The 16333-nt window shown below is 75.1% G+C and carries 15 protein-coding genes; 6 read left to right on the forward strand and 9 right to left on the reverse strand.

Annotated elements, in window-relative coordinates:
• Positions 1–400 precede the first annotated feature (400 nt).
• Positions 401–1885 (forward strand): hypothetical protein, encoded by a 1485-nt coding sequence (locus tag ACIPSC_RS34110; RefSeq protein ID WP_400832135.1) that lies wholly within the window; start codon positions 401–403, stop codon positions 1883–1885.
• 101 nt (positions 1886–1986) lie between these two features.
• Here the strand turns inward: ACIPSC_RS34110 and ACIPSC_RS34115 are convergent, their stop codons facing one another.
• Positions 1987–2496, reverse strand: coding sequence for a hypothetical protein (locus ACIPSC_RS34115; RefSeq protein ID WP_400832138.1), 510 nt, complete (start codon positions 2494–2496; stop codon positions 1987–1989).
• Between the two features lie 288 nt (positions 2497–2784).
• Here ACIPSC_RS34115 and ACIPSC_RS34120 point away from each other — a divergent pair, with 288 nt between their 5' ends.
• Positions 2785–4290, forward strand: a complete 1506-nt coding sequence (locus tag ACIPSC_RS34120) for a HEAT repeat domain-containing protein (RefSeq protein ID WP_400832141.1) — start codon at positions 2785–2787, stop codon at positions 4288–4290.
• Positions 4291–4495: 205 nt separating this feature from the next.
• Here ACIPSC_RS34120 and ACIPSC_RS34125 read toward each other — a convergent pair whose 3' ends face one another.
• Positions 4496–5338: an undecaprenyl-diphosphate phosphatase gene (locus ACIPSC_RS34125; protein ID WP_400832225.1), complete on the reverse strand. Its 843-nt coding sequence runs from the start codon at positions 5336–5338 to the stop codon at positions 4496–4498.
• A 309-nt stretch (positions 5339–5647) separates the two neighbouring features.
• Positions 5648–6346, reverse strand: coding sequence for a class I SAM-dependent methyltransferase (locus ACIPSC_RS34130; RefSeq protein WP_400832144.1), 699 nt, complete (start codon positions 6344–6346; stop codon positions 5648–5650).
• Between the two features lie 179 nt (positions 6347–6525).
• On the opposite strand from ACIPSC_RS34130, the gene ACIPSC_RS34135 reads away from it, so the two are divergent.
• On the forward strand, positions 6526–7125 hold the full coding sequence (locus tag ACIPSC_RS34135; protein ID WP_400832147.1) for a DUF4396 domain-containing protein: 600 nt from the start codon (positions 6526–6528) through the stop codon (positions 7123–7125).
• A 173-nt stretch (positions 7126–7298) separates the two neighbouring features.
• On the opposite strand, the gene ACIPSC_RS34140 is transcribed toward ACIPSC_RS34135, so the two are convergent.
• Positions 7299–7835, reverse strand: a complete 537-nt coding sequence (locus ACIPSC_RS34140) for a PadR family transcriptional regulator (RefSeq protein ID WP_400832149.1) — start codon at positions 7833–7835, stop codon at positions 7299–7301.
• A 148-nt stretch (positions 7836–7983) separates the two neighbouring features.
• Between ACIPSC_RS34140 and ACIPSC_RS34145 the strand changes: the two genes are divergently transcribed.
• Positions 7984–8763, forward strand: coding sequence for an alpha/beta fold hydrolase (locus ACIPSC_RS34145; RefSeq protein ID WP_400832151.1), 780 nt, complete (start codon positions 7984–7986; stop codon positions 8761–8763).
• A gap of 195 nt (positions 8764–8958) precedes the next feature.
• Here ACIPSC_RS34145 and ACIPSC_RS34150 read toward each other — a convergent pair whose 3' ends face one another.
• The 5 genes from ACIPSC_RS34150 to ACIPSC_RS34170 all read right to left on the reverse strand — a co-directional run bounded on the left by ACIPSC_RS34150 (position 8959) and on the right by ACIPSC_RS34170 (position 13500).
• Positions 8959–9828, reverse strand: coding sequence for a biotin-dependent carboxyltransferase family protein (locus ACIPSC_RS34150; RefSeq protein ID WP_400832154.1), 870 nt, complete (start codon positions 9826–9828; stop codon positions 8959–8961).
• Positions 9815–10438, reverse strand: coding sequence for a 5-oxoprolinase subunit PxpB (pxpB, locus tag ACIPSC_RS34155; RefSeq protein WP_400832159.1), 624 nt, complete (start codon positions 10436–10438; stop codon positions 9815–9817). The genes ACIPSC_RS34150 and pxpB overlap by 14 nt, the downstream gene beginning before the upstream one ends.
• A 212-nt stretch (positions 10439–10650) precedes the next feature.
• Positions 10651–11427: a LamB/YcsF family protein gene (locus ACIPSC_RS34160; RefSeq protein ID WP_400832161.1), complete on the reverse strand. Its 777-nt coding sequence runs from the start codon at positions 11425–11427 to the stop codon at positions 10651–10653.
• Positions 11428–11588: 161 nt separating this feature from the next.
• The gene (locus tag ACIPSC_RS34165) at positions 11589–12278 is read right to left on the reverse strand and encodes a hypothetical protein (protein ID WP_400832163.1); all 690 of its coding nucleotides are present in this window, start codon (positions 12276–12278) and stop codon (positions 11589–11591) included.
• A gap of 163 nt (positions 12279–12441) precedes the next feature.
• A complete protein-coding gene (locus ACIPSC_RS34170; RefSeq protein WP_400832165.1) occupies positions 12442–13500 on the reverse strand; it encodes an IPT/TIG domain-containing protein in 1059 nt (352 codons plus the stop codon).
• Positions 13501–13659: 159 nt separating this feature from the next.
• Between ACIPSC_RS34170 and ACIPSC_RS34175 the strand changes: the two genes are divergently transcribed.
• Together ACIPSC_RS34175 and ACIPSC_RS34180 are read left to right on the forward strand one after the other, a co-directional pair.
• Positions 13660–15198, forward strand: coding sequence for a hypothetical protein (locus tag ACIPSC_RS34175; RefSeq protein WP_400832169.1), 1539 nt, complete (start codon positions 13660–13662; stop codon positions 15196–15198).
• 199 nt (positions 15199–15397) lie between these two features.
• Positions 15398–16273: a hypothetical protein gene (locus tag ACIPSC_RS34180; protein WP_313766669.1), complete on the forward strand. Its 876-nt coding sequence runs from the start codon at positions 15398–15400 to the stop codon at positions 16271–16273.
• The last annotated feature ends 60 nt before the right edge of the window (positions 16274–16333 follow it).

Here is a 16333-nt window from a genome sequence, read left to right on the forward strand (position 1 = left end):
CTTCCTGGCGTGACGGCGGCCCTGGTTCGGTGCAGTGGGTGGAGCGCGGGCGCCGGGCACGGACGGGGACCGGAGCCCCCTGCTGCGGTGGACCGGCCGTCCGCACCCTGGGGAATGCGGTCGGCCGGACTGCCGCGGCCGTGCCCGGCGCCCCCGCGCCACCCGGCCGCGCCACCCCCTCGGGTGAGGACCGGGGACGCCCCGTTGACCCGGGCGGGAGTGAACCCGCCGCCGGCCTGGGGCGCCGCCCGAACCGAGGGGCGGGGTGGCGCACCTCTACATCACACCCGGACGGCACTGGTTCGTAATGTGGCGGACCCTGGCGAAGCCTGGCGAATGCTCGCCTGGCACATGACGGAGCCTCTAGCCTCGAACCAGCCGAGGAACCTGGGGGCTTCACTTGAGCAGGGGACCCAACACCCGACTCGCCGATCTGTTCGTCATGACCGGATGGTCGAAGGGCGAGCTCGCGCGGCTGGTCAACCGGCGCGGTGCTTCGATGGGACAGCAGCAACTGTCCACGGACACCTCGCGGGTGAGGCGGTGGATCGAGCAGGGGGAGATCCCGCGCGATCCGGTGCCCAGGGTACTGGCTGCCGTGTTCACGGAGCGGCTCGGCCGTGTCGTCACCACTGAGGACCTCGGTCTGGAGCGACACCGGCCCACCAGGACCGGAGCGGCGCAGCCCGCAGCACATCCATGGGAGCCGGATCGTACGGCCGCGGTCCTCACCGAGTTCACGGGAATGGACCTCATGCTGAACCGACGTGGATTGGTGGGCGCGGGAGCCGCGCTCACGGCCGGGGCGGTCGTCGCCGACTCGCTCAGGGGCTGGTTGGGCGGGGACGCCGTCGCCTACGCGGCCTCGGCGGCCGGACCCCGGCCGGTGGTCACCGGACAGGGCGGTGCCCGGCCGGTGGTGGACGTGTACGACGCGGGCCCGGTCGGGCTCGACGAGGTGGAGGCGCTGGAGCGTTCGGTGCAGGTGTTCCGCGCGTGGGACGCGGCGCGCGGCGGCGGACTCCAGCGCAAGGCGGTGGTCGGCCAACTCAACGAGGTGGGAGGCCTGCTGACGAGCCGCCACAGTCCGGTGGTGGAACAGCGGTTGTGGCTGGTCGCCGCCAACCTCGCGGTGCTGGCGGGCTGGATGTCGCACGACGTCGGCCTGGAGCCGACGGCGCAGAAGTACTTCGTGATCGCCGCTCAGGCGGCCAAGGAGGCAGGCGACCGTCCGCGGGCCGGCGAGGCGATCTCGCGGGCCGCCCGGCAGATGGTCCACCTCGGCCGGGCCGACGACGCGCTCGACCTGATGGCGGCCGCGAAGGCGAACGGCGGCCGGCTGCTGCCCCGGACCAGAGCGATGTTCAACACCGTGGAGGCCTGGGCGCACGCCTCGATCGGGCACTCCCAGGACACCTGGCGCCTGCTCGGCGAGGCGGAGGACCTGTTCGCCGAGGACGCACCGGAGCCCCCGCCGTCCTGGATGCAGGTGTTCGACGAGGCCGAGCTGCGCGGGATGCAGGCGCTGGTGCTGCGCACCCTGGCCGAGCACGACCCGGCGGCCGCCCCGCAGGCCCGCCGGCACGCCGAGCGGGTGATCGGCCTGCGCGAGGGCACCGGGCAGCTGCGGTCGGCGCTGTTCGACCGGATCACGCTGGCCTCGCTGCACTGGCTCACCGGCGAACCGGACGCGGCGGAGCTCCAGGCCAAGATGGTGATGAACCTGATCGGCCAGAACTCCTCGCACCGCACCTGGGACCGGCTGCGCGAGATGTACCGGCTGACCGCCCAGTACCGCGGGGTGCCGGAGGTCGACGAGCTCCGCGCGGAAATGGGGCGCGAGCTGCGGCGGGCGGACGAGAAGAACCGGCCCCGGCTCGCCTGAGCGGGCCGGCCGGGGGCCGTCAGACCGGGCCGGCCGGGGGTTCGGTGACGGCCGGGCGATGGTCGGTGGCGGGGCCGGGGCGCCGGAGCGGCGCGGTGCCGTCAGACCGGGTCGGCCGGGGCTGCCGCGCGCAGCCGCATCCGCAGGGCGGTGACGGTCCCGTCGTTGCCGAGGACGGGCTCGCCCGCGTACTCGATCGTGTCGTGCCCGCCGTCGGGCCGGCGGACGAGGAGCGTCCCGCCGGCGTGGCGTCCGTGCACGAGGGCGTCGGTCATCATGCGGCGAAGCTGCGGCCGGTCGCACTCGTCGAGGCGGTCGGGCAGCCGGTCGAGGCTGAGCGGGCCGTGCCCGGGATCGCAGCCGAGCAGCCGGAAGGTCTCGGCGGACCAGCGGATGTCGTCGGTGAGGAGGTCCCACTCGGCCGAGCCGACCCCGGGGCCGGACGGCGCCTGCGCCGTGCCGCCCACTCTGCCGTCCCCCGCAGTGTCGCCCGCCCCGGAGCCGTCCTGGCCGGCCCCGGAACCGCCGGCTCCGCCGCCTGTCCGCTCGCCGGCACGCCCGCCCGCCGGAGCGGTGCCCACGTGGCGGGCGGCGGCGTTCGGCATGATCATGGCGGTTCCATCGCTCGGCTGTGGCGGGCGGTGAGGGCCTGCCGGGGTGGTGAGAAGACTGTTGCACAGCGCAGTCACCCCCGTGGGGGATTTGGGGCAGATCCTTGGCAAAATTCCTCCGGCATATGCCACTGCGGAAGAACGGTCCGTCGCCCTGTGTGCGGCGGGGTGCCCGAGGCGGTAACCTTCGGTGATTCCGGCGCCCGGGCGCCCACCGCAGTACCGACCAGTGACCCCGGCGACGGAAATCCCGTTGCCACTACGACCGCCGCAACGGATGCTGACCTCATGTTCGAGCCAGTGATAGCACCCAGTGCCAGCCTCCTCGGCCTCCTTCAGCGAGGTCGCGGTGACGGGCAGCTCCATGCGCTGGCCGCCGACCGCACCGAGGCCATCGCCGCACTGGAGGAGTGCGTCACCAGGGATCCGCGAGCCGACTGGCAGGTCGAGAACCGCTCCCTCTACTACGCACGCCTCTACATGGAGCTGGAGGCTCCGCTCGACGGTATCGAGGACCACCTCCACTCCCCGGAGGACCTGCTCGACGACGACGAGACCCGGACCGGCCTCGCGCTCTCCGTGCTGGGCCACCTCGCCGCCTACGGCCGCCGCGACGCGCTGCTGATGCTCCGCGAGTACGCCGCGACCGGCGCCAACTGGGCCTGGGCGCTGGACGAGCTCGCCCTGCGGGACGACGACCGCGGCCTCCTCCTGCTCGGCACCGCCGTGCTGGACAGGTTCGCGCCGGGCCCCGAGGGCGACGCCGAGCTGCGCGAGTTCATCCGCGGCGCCTACGAGCCCCGGCCCTGGCGGCTCTGGGCGGCCTACCACCCGCGGGTCGCCGCGGCGAGCGAGCAGTCCCCCTTCGACGTCTGGCAGCGCCAGCTGAACCGCAGCGGCGTCACCCCGGGCTGGTCCACCGCCGACGTGCTGGCCTGGGCCGACCAGGGCGAACTCGGCGGCGCCGGGGTCGGCGCCTTCACCGGCCGCCCCGACCGGCCCGAGCCCGGCAGCGACGTCGACCCGGCCGCTCCCGACGCCGTGGACCGCAGGGCGGCGGCCGCCGCGCGCTGCCTGGCAGCGGTGGTCCGGCCCGAGGACCGGCCCGAGGTGCTGGAGGCAGCCCGCAACGGCCTGCCCGGCGCCCGGCGCGCCGCCCTGCGCTACCTCGTCGACCGGCGTGACCCCGCCGCCGCCGGCCTGATCGAGGCCGCGGCCGCGGACGTCGACGACCGGATCGTCCGGGCGGCCCTGGAGCTCCTCGGCCGGATGCGCGGCCCCGAGGCCCTGGCCCACGCCCGTCGCTGGGCCGCCCCGGACACCGGCGGCGCCGACAGCGCCCTCGGCGAGGCCGCCGTCCAGCTGCTCGCCGACGCCGGCGAGCCCTGCGACGCGCCGCTGGTGGTCGCCGGGCTGCGCCGCTGGATCTCGGTGCGCGGGGTGACCGGCACCGGGCTCGGGGCACTGGTCGACGGTGCGGGGCGGCTGGCCGCCGCCGACGCCGTCCCGGTCCTGCGCCACATCTACGGCGAGGCTGCCTCGTCCGAACTGCGCGGACGCGCCGCCCGGGCCCTGGCCGCGACCGACGTGCACTTCCCCGAGGGGCCGGCCGTCGAGTGCCTCTGGGACTGCGAGGAGTCCACCCGGGAGCTCGCCGCGAGGCACGTCGCCACCACCGGCGACGCCCGCGTGCTGGAGCGCCTGCGCCGGCTCGCCGCCGACCCGGCCGAGGAGGCCGAGGTCCACGCCGCCGTGCGCGGCCGGCTGACCGCCGCCCGGGAGCGCAGCCGATAGCCGGCACCGGATCCGGCACGACGGGCGCGGTCCGACGGACCGGTCCGACGAAGCGGATACGACGAAGCGGAAACGACGAAGCGGGCCGGGCACCTGGGAAGGTGCCCGGCCCGCTTCGGCTTTCGCGGGTCCTGCCGTGGTCCCGGCGGCCCGCTGCGGTGGAACCGCGTTCTACTTCGCGTCCCGGTCCGCGTCCTGCCCGACGCTACTTGACGACGCCGGCGTCGGGCGCGAGGGTGCCCATGCTCACGAGCGCGATGATCAGGATGCCGAGCGCCACCCGGTAGATCACGAACGGCATGAAGCTGTTGTTCGAGATGTACTTCAGGAACCAGGCGATGGCCGCGTAGCCGACCGCGAAGGCGATCAGCGTGGCCAGGATGGTCGGTCCCCACGCGGGCGCCGGCCCCTCGCCGATCTTGAACAGCTCCAGCACGCCGGAGGCGAGCACCGCCGGGATCGCGAGCAGGAACGAGTAGCGGGCCGCCGCCTCGCGGCTGTAGCCGAGCAGCAGGCCGGCGCTGATGGTGCCGCCGGAGCGGGAGACGCCCGGGATGAGCGCCAGCGCCTGGGCCATGCCGTAGCAGGCGGCGTGCGGCAGGGTGAGGTCGGTGATCGGCCTGGCGTACCGCACGGCGCGGGTGCGGTCGGCCACGGCCAGGATCACACCGAAGACGATCAGTGTGCATCCGATGATCCGCAGGTCGCGGAGGTTGGTCTCGATGGTGTCCTGGAACAGCTTGCCCAGGATGCCGATCGGCAGCGTGCCCATGATCACGAACCAGCCCATCCGGGCGTCCTGGTGCGAGCGCAGCGCGGGCCGGAACAGCGAGAGCGTCCAGGTCTTCACGATCGAGGCGATGTCGCGCCGGAAGTAGATCAGCACCGCGGTCTCGGTGCCGAGCTGGGTCACGGCGGTGAACGCCGCGCCCGGGTCCTTCCAGCCCAGCAGGGCCGGGAAGACCCGCAGGTGGGCGCTGGAGGAGACCGGCAGGAACTCGGTGAGCCCCTGGATCAGGCCGAGGACGGCCCCGTGGAACCATTCGATCACCGGACACCCGCCCGGGGTATCCGTCGCTCGATGCGCATCAGCGGTCCTTGTTGGTGGTCGGTGCGGGAGCATGCGCTGCGGCATGCGCGAGGCACATGCCGATGGCATGCGAAGGACCGGTCCCGCCCGACGCTCGGGCCGTGCGAAGGCCCGGCGCGCGCCTGATGCTACGCGGTGGAGATGACGGGCTTTCGCGCGCCCCCGTTCCGGACCGGTTCGCCCGGTGCGGAACGGGTGCTCGGTGTGCGATGGATGTGCGGCCGGGGCTGCCCCGCCCGGGCTGGGTCGGAGGCCGGCCGCGCCCTCTCAGGCGGAGGCCGGTCGGGCCCGCACCCAGACCCGGTCGTCCGTGAGGTAGGTGTCCACGGCCAGTCCGGCGTCGGCCAGTGCCCGTTCGAACTCGGCCGTGGTGAGCGGCCGGGACAGGAAGGTCTGGGTCCAGCGGGCGTCGGGGAACTCGTACTCGACGAACACCGAGTTCACCCCGTCCCCGACCGGCGTGGCCGAGGCGATCCGGACCAGCCCGTCCGGCCCCAGCGGCCGCTCGCGCGGCACGTTGTCCTGCCAGTCCTCGCCCTCGCGCTGCAGCAGTACGCAGCCGTCGTCCGTGACGTGCCGGCGGCAGGCCTCCAGCAGGCCGCGCCGGACGGCCGGGTCGCCGGCGTGCACCAGGAAGGACGCCAGCAGGACGGCGTCGAACCGCTCGCCGAGGTCGAGGTGCTCGATCGGGCTGCGGACCGTGCGGGCGGCGCCACGCACCCGGGCCAGCATCTCGGCGGACTCGTCGACGGCCGTGACCGTGAAGCCTCGCTCGATCAACGGGTGCGTCATCCGGCCCACGCCGCAGCCGAGTTCGAGGATGCGTGCGCCGGCGGGCAGCGCCTGTGCGATCACCTCCGGCTCGCCGTGCAGGGGCATCCGTGCGTACATCTCGACGGCGCAGCCGTCGGGGGTGATCGCGCCCGGTCCGGTTCCGTCGTAGCCCTTGCGTCGTTCGTCTGCCATGCGCCCATCGGAACACGCGGGGGCGGGGTGGGGAAGGGCGCCTCGAAGCGGGCGCCGCGGCAGGGCCGCGCGAGGGCCGGGAAAGGGTTGCGACATACCCCTAGGGGGTATATGTTCCATGACGTCGGAACGAGGGGCGCGGCGCCAGGGGCGCAGCGGCGGAGCACGCGGAGGACGACATGACACACCCGGCACAGCACGAGCACCACCAGCAGCACACCGGTCACGGGAGCCACGAGGGGCACGAGGGTCACGGTGGCCACGAGCACGCCGGTCATGCCGGTCATGCGGGTCACGGCCATGCCGGTCACGCCGGTCACGGTGCCGCCCACGGGGGCGGGGCGAGCTGGCGGACCGCCGCGCAGGCGACCCTGCACTGCCTCACCGGCTGCGCCATCGGCGAGGTCCTCGGCATGGTCCTCGGCACCGCCTTCGGCCTGCACAACGGAGCGACCGTGGTGCTCTCGGTGCTGCTCGCCTTCGTCTTCGGCTACGCGCTCACCATGCGCGGCGTGCTGAAGGCCGGCCTGGACGTCGGCGCCGCCGTCAAGGTCGCGCTGGCCGCCGACACGGTGTCGATCCTGGTCATGGAGCTGATCGACAACAGCGTGATGATGACCGTCCCGGGAGCGATGGACGCCGGCCTCGGTGACCTGCTGTTCTGGTTTGCGCTGGCGGGCTCGCTCGTCCTCGCCTTCGCGCTGACCGTGCCGGTGAACAAGTGGATGATCGGCCGTGGCCGCGGCCACGCGGTCGTCCACGCCCACCACCAGCACTGACGCTTCTGGCCCACCGGCATCGACGCGCCCCTTCCGGCGCCGGACGCCCCGGGTGCACCGGACCACCGCAGCGGCCCGCACCGACCGTCGAACGGTCGATGCGGGCCGCGGGCGTTTGTGCTGCAGAGGTGGGGTGGCCGGGACCGGGAGGGGCGGGGCGTGGCGGCCCGGCCTCAGGGTGCGGTGCGCTCCAGCTCCGCCAGCGTCTCGCGCAACCAGGTCAGCTCCGCCTCGGAGGTCGCGCGGGCGATCAGCAGGAGGCCGCGGCGGAACGGGTCGCCCACCTCTTCGGCGCCGATCGGGCGGGTGCCGTCGTAGAAGAAGCTGGCCGGCTCGCTGAGGAAGTCCAGGCGGCGGCGGAGCACGGCGGCCTGGGCGGCGGGCTCGGCGTCCAGGTGCCGGAGGAAGGCGAGCACGGTGAACCAGCGGTTCTCGTCGCTGATGTCCAGCTGCTCGGGCTCGCGCAGCCGGCCGAGCAGGCCGGCCCGGCCGGCCTCGGTGAGGTGGAGGGTGTGGCGGGGGGCGGCCGTCGTCCCGGGCTCGGTCTCGCGCACCAGCAGGCCGTCGCTCTCCAGCCGCTTGATCGCCGGGTAGAGCGTGCCGTCGCTGATCGGCCGGACGTGCCCGGTGAGCGCGGCGAGGTGCCGGCGCAGCTCGTAGCCGTGCAGGGGGCGGTCGTGGAGGAACCCGAGGATCGCGAGCTTCAGCATGGGGCCACTCTCTCAGAGATCGAATCCACATATCTCGCTATCGCTATACCTCGGCTTCGAGGTATGTTCTTCGTGCTGCGGCGGACGCCCCGGCCGCGATGCCCGCGCGCCGGAACCGCCGCCCCTGTCCCGAGGAGGAGTTCGAAACATGCGCTACGCCCCGGTCACCCCGAACGGCGACCTGATCCGCTGGGTGGAACTGCCCGGTGCCGAGCCGGCCCGGCTCTACCTCCACGGCCTCGGTGCCAGCTCGCCGGTCTACTTCGCCGCGGCCGCGGCCCACCCGCTGCTCGCCGGGCGGCGCTCGCTGCTGATGGACCTGCTGGGCTTCGGCATCAGTGACCGTCCGGTGGACTTCCCGTACACGCTGGAGTCGCACGCCGATGCGGTGGCGGAGGCGGTCAGGGCGGCCGGGCTGGAGCAGGTCGAGGTGATCGGGCACAGCATGGGCGGCGGAGTGGCGATCGTGCTGGCCCACCGGCACCCGGAACTGGTCGCCGACCTCGTCCTGGTCGACGCCACGCTGGACCCGGTCGAGCCCACCCGCACCCCGGGTGGCAGCGGCATCGCGACCTTCACGGAGGAGGAGTTCCTGGCCGGCGGGAGGGCGCAGGTGGAGGAGTGGGTCGGTCAGTTCTGGTGGTCCACGATGCGGCTGGCCGGCCCCGAGGCCCTCTACCGCAGCACCATCCACCGCACGCGGGGCACCGTCCCCACCATGCGCGAGATGCTGCTCGACCTGGAGATCCCGCGGACGGTCCTCTACCCGGAGGCCGACGGTGAGCCGGCCGGCGCGGACCGGCTGCGCGAGTCGGGCGCGGAGTTGGTGGCCGTTCCGGACTCCGGCCACAACATCATGTTCGACAACCCCGAGGACTTCGCCCGGTCCACCGCCCGCGCACTGGCACGCCGCGCCACTACGGCATGACGTGCCGTCGGCGGCCCGGCACGGAGCGGCGGAATGGCACGACGTGCCGTTCGTTCGCGCCGTGTCACAGGGGCGCGTCATGCCACAAGGGCTCGCCGTGTCATGGGGCCGCGCCGTGCCACAGCGGCTCGCCACGCCACAGCGGCTCGCCGTGCCACGGGGGCACGGCGAGCCGCGGCGGACCGAACGTCCTGGTCACCGCCCCCGGAGGAGGACGAATCGCAGAGGTGTTCCCGGGCGGGCCTGGGCGGCCGCGGGGAGGTCGGCGCGTGGCACGACGCCGACCACCGGATAGCCGCCCGTGGTGGGGTGGTCGGCGAGGAAGACCACCGGCCGTCCGTCCGGCGGGATCTGGACGGCGCCCAGCACCATGCCCTCGCTCGGCAGCTCCTCGTGGCGCGCACGGGTGACCGCCGGTCCCTCGGTCCGCAGCGCGATCCGGTTGCCGGCCGAGGCCACCGTGTAGTGGTCGCGGGCCAGCCAGGCGACCGACTGCGGTTCGAACCAGTCCGCGTGCGGCCCGAGCCGCAGCCGCAGCACCAGTTCGGTCGGCGGCGCGGGCAGCGGCACAAGATCGGGCCGCGGCCGCCCGGGCGTCGGCACGCCGACCGGCAGCCGGTCGCCGGCGGCCAGCGGGGCCGGTCCGAGCCCGGAGAGCAGGTCGGACGAGCGGCTGCCGAGCACCGGGGGAACGGCGATCCCGCCCGCCACCGCCAGGTAGCCGCGGACACCGTGGGTGGCGGCGCCGATCTCGATCACCGCGCCGTCCGGCACGCGGACGGGCGCGCCCCACGCGGCGGTCCGGCCGTCCACCCGCACGGCCGACGGCGCACCGGTCACCGCGACGACCACCGCTCCGACGGCGCGCACCGCGCAACCGCCGAGCGTGGTCTCCAGGCCGGCCGCGTCCGGCTCGTTGCCGACCAGCCGGTTGGCGGCCCGCAGCGCGGGTTCGTCCAGCGCGCCGGCCCGCGGCACGCCGAGGTGGGCGACGCCGCGTCGCCCGAGGTCCTGGACGGTGGTCAGCGGGCCGGGCCGGACGACCTGGAGCTCAGCCACGGTCACCCCGCACCGCCGTGAACCGGACCCGCACGCCCGGCGCGAGCAGCGCCGCCGGTTCCCGGTCGGCGTCCCAGAGATCCAGGCCGGTGCGGCCGAGCAGTTGCCAGCCGCCGGGGGAGGAGCGCGGGTAGACGCCGGTGTAGGGACCGGCCAGGGCGACCGACCCGGCCGGGACGGAACTGCGCGGGGTGGCGCGGCGCGGCACCTCGTAGCGCTGCGGCAGGCCGGTGAGGTAGCCGAAGCCGGGCGCGAATCCGCAGAAGGCGACGACGTACTCGGGCTCGGTGTGGATCCGCACCGCGGCCTCGGGGGAGACGTCCCAGAGCGCGGCCACCTCGGCGAGGTCGGCGCCGTCGTAGACGGCCGGGACTTCGAGCAGCGGTCCGGGTGCGGTGTCCGCGGCGGTCGGGCGGGCTGAGCGCAGCAGGGCGGTGAGCGCCGGAAGATCGGTGGCGCCGTCCAGAAGGACGGTCCGGGCCGCGGGGACGATCTCCTCGACGGCGGGCAGCTCGCCCTCCGCCTGGCGCTCACGCAGCCAGCGGTACAGGGCGCCGACCTCGGCCGGGTCGGCCGGCTCGACCAGCAGGGCGTCCTCCCCGACGGTACGGATCACCGGCGCGCGGCCGGCATCGTCCGGCGTGCCGGGCCGGCCGCCGGTGGTGGCACCCGCGGAATCGCCCGCGCCCGACCCGCCCGCGCCCGACCCGCCCGAACCCGAGCTGCCCGAACCTGAGGGGCCTCCCGCACCCGAGGGGCCTCCCGCACCCGATGCGCCCGCGCCCGAGGAACCGCCCGGCACCCGCCCCCCGCCCCGCCCCGCGGGCGTCACGCGAAGGCCTCCACCCGGACCCCGGCCGAGGCGAGCGCCCCGCGGATCCGCCAGGCGAGCTGCGCGGCGCCGGGCGTGTCCCCGTGGACGCAGAGCGAGCGCGCCTGCACCGCGATCGGTTCGCCGCCGACGGCCTCCACCACGCCGTCCCGGGCCATGCCGACCGCGCGGGTGATCACCGTCTCGGGGTCGTGCACGACGGCGTTCGGCTCGCGGCGCGGGACGAGCGTGCCGGCCCAGGTGTAGGCCCGGTCGGCGAAGGCCTCGGTGACCACCGGGAGTCCGACGCCCTCGGCGACCGCGAGCAGCCGGGAGCCGGGGAGGCCGAGCACCGGCAGCGGGCCGTCGCAGACCGCCCCCGCCCGCAGGACGCCCGCGACCACCGCCTCGGCCTGCTCGGAGTCGCCCACCACCCGGTTGTAGAGGGCGCCGTGCGGCTTGACGTAGGAGACCCGGGAGCCGGCCGCGCGGGCGAAGACCTGGAGGGCGCCGATCTGGTAGGCGATCTCGTCGGCCAGCTCCTCCGGCGGGACGTCCATCGCCCGCCGGCCGAAGCCGGCCAGGTCGCGGTAGGAGACCTGGGCGCCGATCCGGACGCCGCGCTCGGCGGCCAGCGCGCAGACCCGGCGCATCGTCGAGGGATCACCGGCGTGGAAGCCGCAGGCGACGTTGGCGCTGGTCACCACGGACAGCAGCGCCTCGTCGTCGGTCAGCGTCCAGCGCCCGAACCCCTCGCCCAGGTCCGCATTGAGATCGATCACCGCATCGGCCACGCCCGTCCGCCTCCCAGCAGCTCTTGAGCCAGATGGTAGGGCCTGCGTGTCACCGCCGTTGCCGCCCGCCCCGGCCGGGCCCGTGCGCACCGCGGCACCCGGCACCCGGCCGTTCGCCCGGACGGATCAGCCCGTCGTCCGCAGGCGGTTCGGCGGCCGGTTCAGCCGGCCGCTCGGAGGGTGCCCGCACCATCCCGGCTCGCGTTCGCGGCGCCGCTGCCCGTGCCGTCCCCGACCGCTCCCGCGCCACCCGCCGAGGCGAGCCGCTCCAGCGGCCGCAGGGCGCGCAACACGATCAGCAGCGGGACCGCGCCGACGATGCCGAACGACATGTCGATGAATCGCCAGTAGAGCGGAATGCCCCGGAGCGGGCCGCAGACCAGGGCGAGGGGAATGACGCCGGCGCAGGCGATGACGGCCCACCGGATCACCCAGATGTTGCGCAGCGGGTCCTTGACCGGCCCCCAGAACGCGGCGGCGATGACCAGGTGGGCGAAGGCCAGCCAGTCCGTCCCGTAGGCGAGGAAGGGGTGGCGCGCATTGGTGTCGGCGATGCCGTCGCGGACGCGTTCGAGCCACCCGACCAGGGCGGGGACGTGATCGGTCAGCGGGGCGGCCGGGCCGGTGGCGAGCTCGGTCACCCACCGGGTCTCGGTCTCCAGGGGGAAGGCGGTCAGACCGCTCACGACCAGGCAGACGACGAACAGCCGGAGCCGGCGGCGCACCCGCCGCAGCACCACCCCGGCGTCGGTGCCGGACGAGTCGGCGCCCAGACTGCGAGCGTCCGTCCCGCCGGCGCCCGCACCTTCCCTGCCGCTCGAACCGTTGATGTACGAAGCATCGGTGGCCACAGCGCAAACCTCCATGCCGAAGTCCGGGCGGGGACTGGTCCCGCCCGTGCGACACCGACTCTAGACCCGCGAATTGAACGCGTTCAACTCCGCCTCCCGTGCCCCGGAGACGCCGGTGGCCGGACCCGAAGCGGGCCCGGCCACCGGTCTGGAAGAGGCGCCGCTACGCGGTGTAGGTGAAGCGGTCGGCGGCGCCCGGCGCACTGGTCCCGCCCGCCGTCGTGACCGTCACGTCCACCGTGCCCGTCCCGGCCGGCGCGGTGGCCGAGCAGAACGTCGGGCCGCAGGAGACGTGCGCGGCCGGAACGCCGCCGAAGGCGACCGAGCCGTACGTCAGGTTCGTGCCCTGGACGTACAGCTGGGTGCCGCCCGCGGCCGGGCCGCTCTTCGTCGTCAGGTTGGTGACGACCGGAGCCGCCGGCGGCGCGGGCGGCGCGCCGGTGTAGTCGAAGGCGGTCGGCGCCGCGGCCGAGCCGCCCGGGGTCACCACGGTGACCGGGACGCTGCCGGAGCCGCCGGGCGTGGTCACCGTGCAGGCGGTGTCGGTGCAGGTGCCGCTCGCCGGGGCGCCGCCGAACAGCACGAATCCGTTGGTGAGGTGGGTGCCGGTCACCGTGACGGCGGTGCCGCCGGCGCCCGGACCGGTGGTGGTGCCGAGGCCGGTGACGGCGGGAGCGGGCGCGGTGCTCCGCGGCTGCAGGCCGCTGCCGAGCAGGTAGGTGGAGACGTTGTCGGAGGGGTCGGTGTCGCCCGCGTTGGCCACCGTGACGGTGATCGCGCCGCTGGGCCTGGTGCCGTGCGAGGCGACGTACACCTTCATGAAGTCGCTGCGCCCCGGCGCGCGAGTCCCCGTGAACACCGCTTCCAGCCGCCTCCCGTCGGCGGACACGGTCTGGGTGAAGGTGTAGTCGGCGGGCACGGCCGTGAAGGCGGCGCCGCTGGTGGTCAGCCCCGGCGGCAGGTCGACCGTGAGCCGGGTCGGTCCGGTCAGGTCGGCGGTGCCGTTGGACGTCCAGGTCACCGCGAAGTTGGTGCTGTCGACCGGGAAGATCGGGTAGTTGCCCGCCTGCGTGACGCTGACGTTGGGGCCGGCCGCCGCGGCCCGGGCGGGCGTCGCGGCGGAGGCGGAAGTGGCCGCGGAGGCCGAAGCGGCGGCGCCCGCGGCGAGGGCGGTCGCGGCCAGGGCGGCGGCGAGGCCGCCGCGTACCAGTCTGGTGATCATAGGACGCATGATGACCGGGCCGGGCGGCTCGCCGCCGGGTTTCGTCGAAATCCAGTTCTATTGACGGGCCCGGCCCGCCCGGGTTCGGCCGCCTGGGCCCGGCCCGTCCGTAAGGTCCGTTTCGGTCGATGTCGGTATCTACCTCTAACCTTGTCCACCGTGACCGCCATCGCTGACCCGCCCACCGAGCACGGGCTCCGGCCGCCCGCCGGGCCCGCCGCCGTGCGGCCCGCGCCCGGCCCCGCCGCCGACGAGGGCCTCGCCCGCCGGCTCAAGGCGCTGGCCTGCACCGCCCCGCTGCACGACCTGGACAGCCGCAAGGTCATGCTGGCCGGCGAGTACGGCGGCTACGCGATGGCCGAGGTCGGCCTGGCCGCGATCGACCTGGTCACCCTGAACATGGACTTCGACACCGGGGCGGACCGCGAGACAGTGCTGGCCCGCCTGCTGCCCCGGGTCGCCGCCCAGGCCGCCGGCCGCCCCGCCGCGGAGCACGAGCGGGTGGCCCGCTGGGTGCTGGAGTCGCTGATCAACGTCGGCAGCGTCGACCGCGGCTTCCGCGCCGTCTACGGCACCTTCGGTCCGGACGGCGAGTACGTCCGCCGCGACTACGACTTCAAGCTGATCGAGGAGGTGCCCGGCCCCGACGGCGGCGTCTACCTGCGCACCACCGACGAGGCGGTCAACGTCCTGGTCGGCGCGCTCGACACCGACGTCACCTCGGCCCAGATCGCCGCCGAGGTCAAGCTGGAGGTGCTGATCCGCCGCGGCCGCCTGGCCGACGCCCAGCTCGCCGCCGAGCAGGCCCGCTACCGGACCGTCCAGTACGCGGAGACGCTGCGCCGCGCCCTCGACGCCACCCGGCGCAACGTGCGCGCCGTGGACTGGATGCAGGCGATCCCCGATCTCATCGACGAGGCGCTCGACCACATCGCCGACCGCTACCGGCACGAGAACGCGATTCTCACCAACATCCGCAAGGCCCGCGACGAGGCCGAGGAGCCCGAGCACAAGCGCCGCGCCGCCGAGCTGGTCGACATCGTCAAGGACTGCATCCGCCGCCACACCCAGCTGCAGACCCGCCTGCTGGAGGCCGGTCCGCTGTTCCGCGCCGAGCAGGACCGCCAGGCCTTCGCCACGCCGGGGGCCCGGAGCGGGACAGACCTCTACGGCCAGCTGCTCGCGCCCGTGCTGCGGCTGCCGGTGGAGCAGGCCGTCCGGCCCACCGGCGCGTTCTTCGCCCGGGGCATCGGCCTGCGCACGCCGGTCTCCGTCCGGGTCGCCGACCTGGTGGACCTGCTGCTCACCCCGCCGGTGGAGCGCGAGCACCTGGGCGCCGAGCTGCCCGACCCGGACCTCGTCGCCACCCCGGACGACAGCCGGTTCTCCGAGGCGCAGCTGGAGGCCGCGCTGGAGCTGCTCGACCTGCCCGCCGACGCCCCCCGCCGGCTCTCCGGCCTGCTCGCCGACGCCCGCAAGCAGGACCCGGAGCTTCCGTACCTGGTCGCGCTGCTGGCCGTGCACGCGGCGAGCCCGCCGGTCGGCACCGCCTACCGCCAGGGCGAGGAGCGGCTGCTCTTCGCGGTGGACGACGGCACCCCGCTGCGCGACCCGGAGTTCGGCGGCGCCGACCTCATCGTGGGCAGCGCCCTGCTGGACGCGGCCGGTATGGCCGCCGACCGCAAGGACGCCAGTTGACGGCCGGGTCGCCGACGCGCCGCCGGCCGTCCGCTCCGCGCCGGACCGCCACCGGCCCGTCCCACGGTGCCGTCGGCACGCTCAGAACCGGCGGTTTCACAGCCGACACTCTCAGAGCCGGCACCCCCGGACCCACCGCCACCCCCTGCACCGCCCGGACCACCCGTACCAGCAGCAACACCCGCGAGGAGCACCGCCCGTGACGACCCACCACGACACGTCCTGGGCGCCCGAGACCGAGCCCGCTGCCCCGGCCGCGATCACCCCGGCCGACGTCGCCGACGCCGCCCGGCTGGTCTCCTTCGGCCTCCAGGCCAAGCTGCTCCCCGCCCGCGACGCCGAGTACGCCGAGCTGGTCCGCCGTCACCGCGAGGACCCGCCGTTCGCCCGGCTCGCGGACGCCGTCGCCACCGGCATGGGCCTGGTCGTCCTGGAGGTCTCGCCGCGCGCCGGCATGGCCGTCGCCGCCGCCGAGGACTCCGTCTTCGCCGTCCGGATGGGCGACTACTCGCGCCGCGCCGCCTCCGAGTCCACCGACCGCTTCCTGCACGGGCTGGCCCACCTCGCGGTCGCCGCGATGGCCTTCCCCCGCCCCGAGGACCTCGCCGACGACGGCTACCTCGGCCGGATCACCGTCAACGGCGTCGACGCCTTCGTCCGCCAGGCCTGCCGCCGGCTGGAGGAGCAGGCCGACGCCGCGGGCACCAACACCGACCCGCAGAGCGACGCCCCCGGCCTGGAGGCCGCCTGGCGGGTCTGGGCCCGGCGGACCGCCACCGGCGCCACCAAGGACGCCCGCCGGCTCTCCGGCTCCACCATCGGCATCGTGGCCAAGGCGGTGATGTTCCTGGTCGACTCCGGGTTCCTCCAGAAGGTCGCGGACGACGCCGGCGGCACCTACCGCACCACCGCCCGCTACCAGCTCCAGGTCCGCGACCTGGCCGGGAGCGCGGCGATGGCCGAGCTGCTCGACCTCGGCGTCGTCCCGGTCTCCGACGGCAGTGCCAGCCTGCTGCCGCCGGACACCGGCGACGAGCTGGTCGCCGACGCGGGCCTGCCGTTCCACTCGCTCTGACGCTCCGAGCGGCGGCGTCCGCCGCGGAGCCGCCCGTGACGGCGGCGCCGGAACGGCGGC

The organism is Kitasatospora sp. NPDC090091 (genome assembly GCF_044747365.1).
In the GTDB taxonomy this organism is placed as follows: Bacteria; Actinomycetota; Actinomycetes; order Streptomycetales; family Streptomycetaceae; genus Kitasatospora.